This is a genomic window from Dehalococcoidia bacterium, assembly GCA_028711995.1.
Classification (GTDB): Bacteria; Chloroflexota; Dehalococcoidia; order SZUA-161; family SpSt-899; genus JAQTRE01.
This window is the reverse complement of the sequence record JAQTRE010000130.1, coordinates 1-8,181: the sequence shown is the minus strand read 5'-3', so window position 1 is coordinate 8,181 and position 8,181 is coordinate 1. Positions and strand designations below refer to the sequence as shown.

Annotated in this window: 8 protein-coding genes; 5 read left to right on the top strand and 3 right to left on the bottom strand. The window is 53.9% G+C overall.

Annotated features, from left to right (window positions below; all coding sequences use genetic code 11):
* Positions 1-380: 380 nt before the first annotated feature.
* From PHV74_13300 to secF, 5 genes are all read left to right on the top strand, one after another.
* On the top strand, positions 381-866 hold the full coding sequence (locus PHV74_13300; protein ID MDD5095334.1) for a universal stress protein: 486 nt from the start codon (positions 381-383) through the stop codon (positions 864-866).
* 158 nt (positions 867-1,024) lie between these two features.
* Positions 1,025-1,846: a hypothetical protein gene (locus PHV74_13295; GenBank protein ID MDD5095333.1), complete on the top strand. Its 822-nt coding sequence runs from the start codon at positions 1,025-1,027 to the stop codon at positions 1,844-1,846.
* 211 nt (positions 1,847-2,057) lie between these two features.
* Entirely contained in the window at positions 2,058-3,563 is a 1,506-nt protein-coding gene (locus PHV74_13290; GenBank protein ID MDD5095332.1) for an HD domain-containing protein, read from the top strand.
* Positions 3,553-4,968: a protein translocase subunit SecD gene (gene secD, locus PHV74_13285; GenBank protein MDD5095331.1), complete on the top strand. Its 1,416-nt coding sequence runs from the start codon at positions 3,553-3,555 to the stop codon at positions 4,966-4,968. Before PHV74_13290 ends, secD begins: the two co-directional genes overlap by 11 nt.
* Before the next feature lies 1 nt (position 4,969).
* Positions 4,970-6,100, top strand: coding sequence for a protein translocase subunit SecF (gene secF / locus PHV74_13280; protein ID MDD5095330.1), 1,131 nt, complete (start codon positions 4,970-4,972; stop codon positions 6,098-6,100).
* Positions 6,101-6,185: 85 nt separating this feature from the next.
* On the opposite strand, the gene PHV74_13275 is transcribed toward secF, so the two are convergent.
* The 3 genes from PHV74_13275 to PHV74_13265 form a co-directional block, all read right to left on the bottom strand.
* Positions 6,186-6,986, bottom strand: a complete 801-nt coding sequence (locus tag PHV74_13275) for an arsenite methyltransferase (GenBank protein MDD5095329.1) — start codon at positions 6,984-6,986, stop codon at positions 6,186-6,188.
* A gap of 54 nt (positions 6,987-7,040) precedes the next feature.
* Entirely contained in the window at positions 7,041-7,928 is an 888-nt protein-coding gene (locus PHV74_13270) for a universal stress protein (GenBank protein MDD5095328.1), read from the bottom strand.
* Positions 7,929-8,024: 96 nt separating this feature from the next.
* Positions 8,025-8,181: electron transfer flavoprotein subunit alpha (locus PHV74_13265; protein MDD5095327.1), on the bottom strand; the 157-nt coding region annotated here is incomplete at its 5' end.

Here is an 8,181-nt window from a genome sequence, read left to right as displayed (position 1 = left end):
TTCTCTCGACGAGTCCTCTTCTTCTTATTGTCATAGGCCAGGCTGGCAAATGTGGGTCCATTTATCACGGCAGGTCTCCTTGAAGTAGTCTGCCATTATTATCGCATGATTCGGGACTTAATCAGAGGTTCCTTAACTTGATCAAAGAGTGGCCACGAGACGCATTCATCGTAATATCCTTCCCCAGAATGTGCCCCGAGAGAGCTGGCGCGTTTTCAAGGAGCAAACAGCAAAACTACGGGGAGTTTTGAGGAAAAATACGGACATATACGAATTCCGTCATCCGACACCATCGCATAGCATAGTACCAAAGCACCTCAAGACACCAGGCAAAAGATGAGCCGAATCCTGGTTATTAGGAAATAAGGAGGGTTGTTTCTATGTACAAGAAGATACTCGTCCCAATCGACGGTTCCGATATCGCCGAGTGCAGTCTCAGTCACGTAAAAGCCATTGGCACGGGCTGCAATGTCCCAGAGATTGTTTTGCTGCAAGTGTTAAAACCCCTGACGGATAAATATGTGCCGGCCTTAACAAGCCTGGATGCCATGGCCAACGCAGCGGGAGAACAGAACGCCGACGCGGAAATCTACCTGAAAAAAGTGGCGAACAAAATGAAAGCGGAAGGCCTGAATGCACAAACGTTGATAATCCCGAGCGAAGATTCGGCTGGCGCAATATTGGATTACGCCAGAGACAACGGCGTTGACCTGATTGTGATCAGCACGCACGGAAGATCGGGACCTTCTCGCTGGGTCATGGGAAGTGTGGCCGAAAGAGTGATGAGGCACTCTTCAGTTCCAGTGCTGATGGTATCCCCGGCCGGTTGCCGGATAAGCGATTCTCCCGCGGGAAAATCCCGCTGACGGGTAAGGGGACGCTTCCCTTCCTGGAGTTTGGGGCCTGTCCAGGGTGGGATTCTCCTGATGGCTGAATGCTCGAGCCATAACACTGATATACTGGTGGAGCAGGTTGATGCTTCGGACACTATCACGAATGTGCCGACCATACCGCAAAGGATACGATGAAGAAAGTACTGCCATGGATGAAGCAATTAGGTTGGAAATGGTGGGTATTGATTGCCACCCTGATGATTTTTCTGATCATCTTTGTGGCTACGCCTGCATACGTCTATTACTCGCGAGACCGTAAACCGAGCAGCTATTCGCACTTGCCCGCATTAAAAGAAATGCCATTTCTGGTGACCTATGACAGCGGCGATGGAGCTATCGATCAGACCGAGCGCACTCTGAGGCTGACTGAAACCGGGGTGCCGAAGAACTCGGAAACGTGTTTTCATGCTGTGACCCTGTACAATACATTCCCCAAGCGGAACGTCAGCGCTCCCATTGTTCATTCCACAACGATCACGCTGGGAGAAGATGAAATATGGCGCAGCCAGAATGACCTGCGAATGGTGTCCGAGAAAGTGATGCAAACCAATCTAAAGTTTGTGAATACCGCTCTTACCTGGGTCACCTTTTCGCAGTACGTGAACTATCCCGGCTGGCCATACCATCTCAACGATAGCTGGACCTACGAGGCATCCTATGATCCCGATGTTCCCTTCTTGTCCGGATGGACCAACACGTTCCGCGCCGAAGTGGTTGCCGATGACGCCGTGATTGATATCGGGAGCGTCGGATATCCATGCTTCAAGGTCGTTCACACCCTGGTCGATACGAGCAATAGCACCCCTTCCGGCGGGGATGTAGGATCGACCATCACCGAGTATTGGTACAAGGATAGCAAGGCAATCAGCCCGATCAAGATTGAGGACTCGGTCAGTTACCAGGGAATTGAGACGCAAACTATGAGCGGCACGAGCCCTCCACCCTCGTTGTAATGCGACCGGGAACCTTTGTGCCGGTTGCCCACGCGATTTCACCCCCCAAAGTGTCCCCGGCCTTGCTTCCGTATGAAGCCCCGAATCACCAGAGGCCCACGGATTAAGCACAGGCTCGCCAGCTTGACAAATGAATGCTCCAGAGCATATCCTAATCGAAGTGAATTCACCGGCCGGACAATCCATTTCGAGTGCTCGCACCAGGTTAAGAATGGCATCTGACGTCATGCAAACAAGCGCAGGCCTGTTCATCGGAAAAGAGGCCGCCGCAATTCTGACCCGCTTGCGGAGGTTTCTGGCCTCTCAAAAAATAGAGGGATTTGTGGTTGGCGGCTATATCAGAGACGGCCTCCTGGAACGCCCCAGCCACGATATCGATCTCACGCTTGCCGGAGATGCTGTACAGATCGCCAGACAGGTAGCCGATGCTTTCAATGCCAGCTTCGTGCTGCTTGACGAGACCCATCAGGTGGCCAGAGTCGTCCTCTCTCAAGACGGGGAACGCTGGTATCTCGATTTTGCCACTATAAGAGGATCGATCGAAAACGACCTGGCCAAGCGCGATTTCACCATCAACGCCATCGGCATGAAACTGGGCGAAATTGAAGCGGGATGGAACCAGGTGGCGCTCATCGATCCCCTGGAAGGCCTCCGTGATCTGGAACAAAAGGCGATCAGGGCAGTCAGCGACACTGTCTTCCTCGATGATCCAGCACGGCTTCTGCGGGCATTTCGTTTCTCCGCCGAACTGGGTTTCTCCCTGGATAGCCAGACCGAAGCCCTCATCGAGCGTGATCGAGGCCTCATCGCGGAGGTCAGCGGCGAGAGGATTCAGAACGAGTTGTGCTGCATTCTGGAAACGGATAGGGCTGCCGATTCCCTCTCTCATCTGGATCAACTCGGCCTTCTCGACCTGATCGTCCCCGAGATGGTCTTCTCCAAAGGAGTAGAACAGCCCAAAGAGCACTTCTGGAACGTCTTCGAGCATTCTCTGGAAACGGTGTCCGCTGTAGAACGCCTGCTGGCAGCTTTAGAGCACAAAGGCGATCTCCTCGACGCCTTGACCTTTTGCGGCAAATTAGCCGATCATTTTAACCAGGAGATTGCCGCCGGTCGAACCCGCAAGGGATTGATCAAGCTGGCGGCCCTGCTTCATGATGTGGCCAAGCCGCAGACCAAACGATTAGATGAGACTGGAAGGATACGCTTTCTGGGCCACGCCGAAGAGGGTGCGCTCATAACCGAGTCTATACTGGAGCGCCTCCGTTTCAGTTCGCGCGAGACGAGGATGGTGGCCGAGATGGTGGAACACCACTTGCGGCCGGGCCATCTCAGCAACGCTTCAGAGCTGCCCACCCGGCGCGCGATCTACCGCTATTTTCGCGATACGGGAGAAGTGGGGATCGATGTATTATTCCTGAGCCTGGCCGATCATCTGGCAACCCGTGGACCGTTGCTGGAAATGAAGGGCTGGCAGGAACATGTTGAGGTAACTCAATATATGCTGGCCAAATTCTTTGAAGATAAGGCCACCGTTTCACCGCCAAAGCTCATCGATGGTCATGTCCTGATGGAAAAGTTCGGGTTGGTGCCCGGACCTCAGATCGGGAGGCTGTTGGAAGCGGTGAGAGAGGCCCAGGCTTCAGGGGAAATCGGAAGTGAGGAAGATGCCTTCGACTTTGTGAGAAAGGAGCTGGGAAGGAAGCATGACGCTTAAAGATAAACTGACTATCGGGTTAATTGTCCTCGTGGTGTCCCTATCGCTCATGACGTTGTTCTGGTCCAGCTTCAACAGTGCCATCGATCGTGAGGAGATCAAGCTGGGATTGGACCTGAAAGGCGGAGCCCTTCTGGTTTATCAGGCGGACTTCAGCAAACTGCCTGAAGGAACCAGCGAGAGCGAAGCCATTTCAAACACGATAAAGGTGCTGGAGAAGCGAATCAATGCCTATGGCGTCAACGAGCCCGTGATCAAGAAGAGCGGAAGCGACCGGATCCGTGTGGAACTCCCGGGAATCGCCAATATCGATGAAGCGAAGAGACTCATTGGTGAAACCGCCCTGATCAAATTCAAGACGTTTACCGTGTCGGAACAGGGAGATTTTGCCATTCGTCCAAATGTAGAAGGAGGAGCGGAGTTGATGGCCGTTGACAAGGGAACAGGCGATTATATTGCTACCCTGGTCACCGGAGAGGTAGACGGCCAACCTGTGGATCTGACCAGCCAGCTCTTCTCTGAAGTTTATTATTGGATACCTCAAAGCGGTGGCTCCGTGGAAATCCGCTTCAAGTGGAACAGCGAAGGAGCCGATCTCTTCTATCAAGTAACCAGCCAACTTTATACATTGCCCGAGAGATCGGTGGAACGGCAGCTCGGAATATTCCTCGGGGATCAACTGATCTCCGCTCCGCAAGTTAATGCTGCCATCAGTGATAGCGGCATCATTGAGGGGATGAAACTGAACGAAGCCAAAGACCTGACGCAGCTTCTCAACGCGGGACGCATTCCTGTGCCATTGACCACGATCGAGGAAGACAATGTCAGTCCTACCCTGGGCAAGGATTTTGTGGACCTGAGTAAAAAAGCAGGCGCTGTTGCAGTCGGGATCATCATTCTGTTCATGATCCTCTACTATCGGCTGCCGGGAGTGGTGGCCGGTTTGGCTTTGCTGATGTATGTGGCTCTGGTGATGGGCCTCTTCAAGGCGCTGGGAGTAACGCTCACTCTGGCCGGAATTGCAGGCTTCGTCCTCTCCATCGGAATGGCGGTGGATGCCAATGTGCTCATCTTTGAACGCATGCGAGAGGAAATGCGGATGGGTCGGTCCATTCGCGCATCGGTTGAAATGGGCTTCAACCGTGCCTGGCCGGCGATTCGAGACAGCAACGTCACCACACTCATCACCTGTGGCGTACTGTACTGGGTCGGCAGCGCTTTGACTGTGCCTGCCGTTCAGGGCTTTGCGGCAACGCTGTCTATCGGTGTTATCCTGAGCATGTTCTCCGCCCTGATCATCACCCGCACCCTGCTGCGGTTTGTGGGAAGAAGTCAGGCAATAAACGACGTTACCCTTTTTATGTCAACGACCAAGGAACCCGTGCCATCCAAGGAGGGTCGATAACATGATTGACTTTACGGGCAAGAAAAACTGGTTCTTCATCGGTTCGGTGATCCCGATGGTTATCGGGGTCATCTTCATCATTGTCAGCGGGATTCCCTGGGGCATCGATTTCACCGGCGGGACAACGATGACCGTACAGGCCTGGAATCAAGATAACCTGAAAACCTGGTTCGAGGATGAGAAGCATCCCGAGGCCACCGTTGAAGAACTGGAGGGGAACACCTTCGCCATCACCACCGGCATGTTGACGGAAGAGGATCAAGGCCGTATTGAGCGAGCATTGCAAGACAAGGGACTGACGATATCGAGTATCGAATCGGTAGCCGATGGCACCCTGATAACGGTGGCAGTGGCCAATGCAGAGGCTCTAACCCGTGGCACGCTAGAAACCAAACTTAGCGACCTAGGTCATTCGGAAGCTACGATCCAGGAAGGTGACGGGGGTAAATACTACGCCGAGACCAAAGAGCTGAAAGGACCGGACCAAGACCAAGTCAAGGCAGCTTTCGGCAGGGCCGGGTGGACAACCACTAGTCTCAGTTCGGTATCGGACCCCCTGTCCAAAGAGAGAGCCAGGAACGCGATCATCGGTGTGGTGATCGCCTCGGTGGCCATGCTCCTCTACATCTGGTGGGCATTCCGCAAGGTATCCAATCCCTTGCGCTACGGCACCTGTGCAGTGGTAGCCATGCTTCACGATATCGTCATCTGCATCTCGTTCTACGTCATCTTCGCCAGTGCACTCAACCTGGAGGTCAACCTGATGTTCGTCACTGGTATCCTGACGGTCATCGGCTACAGCGTGAACGATACCGTAGTGGTCTTCGACCGGATCCGGGAGAACCTGGGCAAAGTAAACCGGAGTACGCGATTTGAAGAGGTAGTCAATGCCAGCCTGACGGAAACCCTCACCCGCTGCATGATCACCGTTTCGACCACCCTGATAGCAGCCGCAGCCGTCTGGCTGTTTGTTGGCGATCCAATCAGGAACTTGCTGATGGTCTTGCTGGTAGGTATTGCATCAGGCGCCTACAGCTCCATCTTTATTGCCAGCATGCTTCTGGTGGTGTGGGAAAATAGAGCGGAGAAAAGGGTGGAGATGAAGGGCGCTCCAGTCCGGGCCACCAAATAGCATTCAAAACCATATCTGTTAAAAAGGGGTAGGATGGCCGACGTCGGCCATCCTACCCCTTTTTACAAGCGAGAATCCATCACTACTACGGTTTGACTGCCTCAATCGTCGCGGAGACAACGTAGTCCTCAATCCTGTTTCCCGGAGACCAGTTTCGAATGAACTGGCGGCTTTCATCCTTGGGATTTATGCGGATGTTTTTGAATCCCGCTTCTGTTAACATGCGCTCATTTTCGTCTATGGTGGCTGCTCCGCTGACGCATCCGGTATAGAGGGAGAGTTCTTTTCGCAACTCCTCCGGCAAAAGTGCTGTAGCCACCACGTCCGATATGGCCAGCCTGCCGCCCTTTTTGAGGACCCTGAAGGCTTCCCTGAAAACGGCGGGCTTATCGGGCGAAAGGTTGATCACGCAGTTGGAAAGGATAACATCCGCACTCGCATCGGCAACCGGCAGGTGCTCGATTTCCCCCAGCCGGAACTCTACATTCCCGTAGCCGCCGCTCTTGGCATTGGCCCTGGCCTTGCTCAACATATCCGGCGTCATATCCACACCGATAACTTTTCCCATTTCCCCCACTGCCCTCGCGGCCAGGAAACAGTCAAACCCGGCGCCGCTTCCGAGATCCAGAACAATCTCTCCTGCCTTTAGCGCGGCAATAGCCTGCGGATTTCCGCAGCCCAGACCCAGATCAGCCCCTTCGGGAACGCAAGCCAGCTCATCCTCCGAATAGCCCATCTGCGCAGATTTATCGCGCGCCTGACCGGGATCGGTCGTTCCCCCACAACAAGATGGCCCGCAGCCACATCCCACACCACCGCTTCTGACTACGCTGGCGTAATTATCTCTAACCGCTTTGCGAATTTGATCGCGTTCGATTTCTTCCATCTGCTTCCCCCTGCAAAATTCGTGAGGATTCACGTCATGACACACTGCCACAGACTACCGACCGGCAGGTCTCACGGCAAGAACAGGGGTTTCTCCAGCGTGCAAGACCTTATCGGTAACGCTGCCGAATACCCACTTGCTGATGCCGGACCGTCCATGGGTGGACATGGCAATGAGGTCAATCCCGTTTTCTTTGGCAAGAGCGATGATCTCTTCCGCCGCCGAACCGGAACGCAACTGGCTGGAAACGTTGAGGCCTTTCTCCCGCAGCGCTGTCTCAATCTTACCCAGATAGTCCAGGGCTTTCTCTTCCTCATTGGCCAATTGCTTCGAAGTCGGTCTGGTAACCGACGCCAGACCAGGCATATCTACCGTTACTACCGGATCCAGGATATGGAGCAGGACTACTTCAAAGTCCAATGCTTTGGCCAATGCTTCCACCTGGGGGATCGCGCTCTCCCCCAACGCAGACCCATCTAACGGAAGCAACACTTTCTTGATAAGGTTTCTTTGCTCGATGGCTCCGGCAGAGGGCTCTTTTCTGACGAGTAAAACAGGTCGGTTTGTGGCGCGAATGACCTTCGCTGCAATGTTCCCTAACCGCCACGGCCCCTCCCCCGAGCTGCCCGATGCCGTCATGACAATCAAGTTGATTTCATTCTCATCGGCATACCGCACGATCTCGGCAGCAGTCTTTCCGGTTAGCACATCCTGATAAACCGCCGTTTCGTCCTTGGCGGGGAAACCCTCAAGATCGGATTCCATCTCGTCAAGGAGGCTTTCCAGATACGAGCGTTTATCATCGATATCGTCATTGCCCGTCTCCGAAACGCTGATCAGAAAAATGGCCGATCCGGTCCGTGCAGCGATCTCTTCAACATAGGGCAGACATCTCTCAGCCGCCGCGGAGCCATCCAGTGGGACCAGGATTTTCTCATACATAGTTCACCTCATACGATTACTTGGAGGACTGTAAATGCCATTATACCACCATACCGGTAGGGGCGAAGCATTCGGAGGCCGCTAAAAGCTTCTCCTCTACCGATCCCTGATCCTGGCGGTGAGCATCGGCACGATCTCAAACAAATCGCCGACGATTCCATACGTGGCCACATCAAAAATAGGTGCGCGGGGGTCCTCATTGATGGCCACGATGATATCCGAGGTTTGCATGCCTGCCAGATGTTGCACCGCG

Excerpts from the sequence above, each read along its gene's own strand:
- PHV74_13300 (MDD5095334.1), top strand. The coding sequence starts at position 381 with ATGTACAAGAAGATACTCGTCCCAATCGACGGTTCCGATATCGCCGAG.
- PHV74_13295 (MDD5095333.1), top strand. The coding sequence starts at position 1,025 with ATGAAGAAAGTACTGCCATGGATGAAGCAATTAGGTTGGAAATGGTGG.
- PHV74_13290 (MDD5095332.1), top strand. The coding sequence starts at position 2,058 with ATGGCATCTGACGTCATGCAAACAAGCGCAGGCCTGTTCATCGGAAAA.
- secD (MDD5095331.1), top strand. The coding sequence starts at position 3,553 with ATGACGCTTAAAGATAAACTGACTATCGGGTTAATTGTCCTCGTGGTG.
- secF (MDD5095330.1), top strand. The coding sequence starts at position 4,970 with ATGATTGACTTTACGGGCAAGAAAAACTGGTTCTTCATCGGTTCGGTG.
- PHV74_13275 (MDD5095329.1), bottom strand. The coding sequence starts at position 6,986 with ATGGAAGAAATCGAACGCGATCAAATTCGCAAAGCGGTTAGAGATAAT.
- PHV74_13270 (MDD5095328.1), bottom strand. The coding sequence starts at position 7,928 with ATGTATGAGAAAATCCTGGTCCCACTGGATGGCTCCGCGGCGGCTGAG.